Raw genomic sequence first — 2041 nt, forward strand, 5'->3', positions numbered from 1 at the left:
TGGTGGAAATAAAGCTTTTCGACTTGCGGGAGCCGCAAGAGGACATCAGGGTGGAGCCCGACAGTACCCCCATGACGCGCAAGAAATCCCTTCGCTTCATCCGACGCTCCCTCTACTTGTGGCAGGTGGCGCAGTCCCGGGGCGCTCCCCGGGCCAGGTGGCAGGATACGCACCACCCCATTTCCAGCGAGCCCACTCTGCGGATCTTTTTCATCGCCCCCACCATCCCGTGGCAGTTTTCGCAGTCCACCCCCGCTTTGACATGCCGCTTGTGGGAAAAGTAGACGTGTTCCGGCAAGGAGTAGACCCGCACCCATTCCACGGGCCGTTTCTCCTCGTAATGCCGGGTGAGCTTCCGGATCTCCTCCCTCTCCGTCGCGATCGCCCTGTGGCAGGACATGCATTTTTCCAAGGGCGGAGCACCCGCGTGCCTCGAGCGGTCGACGAAGATATGGCAGAAATTACAGGGCAGATTCAGTTTCGACACATGGATCGTGTGGGGAAAGGCGATCGGCTGGTCCGGGGCCTGTCCCCCCCGATACCAGGAATATCCCAAGGCCGCCGTGATCAGGAGAAGCGCCCCGAAATACGCGGACACGGCGATCCGGATGGCCGTTTTTCTCAGATTCCCCTCCAATGTTCCCTTCCCCATCGGGGATGGTTCACGACGACCCGCCGCCCTTCCTCTGCCCGACCAGCCACCTGGCGACGGCATCGATCTCTTCCTCCGGGAGCCCGAGCTGCGGCATGGACGGGTAGTCGGGGTTCACCTTGACGGGCTTTCGGATGAATCCTTTCAGTTTTTCCACGTCGCCGCCGTACTTCGGCACCACCTCGTTGAGGGGCGGTCCGACAACCCGGATGTCGAGCCGGTGGCAGCCCGCGCAGATTTTCTCGAATACGGCCTTCCCCGTTTCCGCCCCCGCCTGGCCGGCCGCAACGGGCCCTTCCCGAGGCGCCTCTTTTACGTGTTCCGCCTCGGCCGCCGGCGCCTGCATGGCCAGGAAGGCGATCCGGTCCCCGTAGGCGTTTCCGACCGCCGCATTGTCGTGCAGGAGCACCGTGAAAAAGATCAGGACATAGAGTGCGATTACCCGTGGCCCCAGCCGAGCTTCCCCCTTCCCGGAGGGAAATGAGAGAACCAGGCAAACCGCAAGCGACAGGAGAAGGACGACCGCCGAAGTCGCGAACAGTTCCGCGGAGAGCGCGATCTCCGGGAGGGTGACCAGGTCGAACAGCACGAAAATCGGGAGGCCCAGGGTCGCGAGAAAGGTGAGAATCGCGCCGAATTCGCGGACCATCCGCCGGGAATCGGCATCCGGCGCCTCTTTCCCCTCCGCCGACCGGGCGCCGAGAAGGAGAATCACCCCGCCGGTCATCCCGAAAAAGAAGGTGAGGAACCGGAGAAATTTCACGATCGCGTTCCAGGACAGGAGAAACCAGATCTGTTTCCGGAGCAGGGGCAACTTCTCCGGGTTGAAGAGGATTCCGTACCCGGTGGAAAAGAGGAAAAAGGCGAGGAGCATCGCCAGCAGGCCGGCGGCGCCGGTCCCGATATGGATCGGGGAAAGAACCGGCGCGCGGTCCCAGGCCGACCGGTACCGGTGGAGAAGAACGAACCCTGCGAACAGGATCACGAGGACGCCGGACCAGAAATGCCACGGCAACGGGGTCGGGTCGAACAGAATCCGGGCGTAAACAAACCAGACGAGCAGGAGAGGGACGAGGCCGAACATGAACAGGGCCGACTTCCCGGCCAGGACGGTCTCCATCAACTCCCTTGAGAAGCGCAGGTACGCCGGCTCCCGCTTTTCCTTGCCGAGAACGTTCAGGAGGAGGGAGACGGTCGAACCGCCGATGACGAACCCGAGGAAGGGAAGATGGATGAGCAGAACGAGGAACAAACCGTACCGAAGGAGGGAATAAAACTCCGTGGACAGCGGTTGCAGATGTCCCCAGGAGGCCATTTCAGCCTTCCTCTCCGAAGGAACGCTCTTCCTCAGGAAAACGGCGAGGCACCATACGCCCCCTGGCCGAAGAA

General features: G+C 62.3%; 2 protein-coding genes. Both read right to left on the reverse strand.

The genetic code is table 11. The features are described 5' to 3' along the window. Window positions 1–112: 112 nt before the first annotated feature. On the reverse strand, window positions 113–637 hold the full coding sequence (locus tag VJ307_07940) for a cytochrome c3 family protein (GenBank protein HJX74074.1): 525 nt from the start codon (window positions 635–637) through the stop codon (window positions 113–115). A gap of 25 nt (window positions 638–662) precedes the next feature. After that, window positions 663–2041: c-type cytochrome (locus VJ307_07945; GenBank protein HJX74075.1), on the reverse strand; the 1379-nt coding region annotated here is incomplete at its 5' end.

The sequence above is a fragment of the Candidatus Deferrimicrobiaceae bacterium genome (assembly GCA_035256765.1).
Taxonomy (GTDB): Bacteria; Desulfobacterota; Deferrimicrobia; order Deferrimicrobiales; family Deferrimicrobiaceae; genus CSP1-8.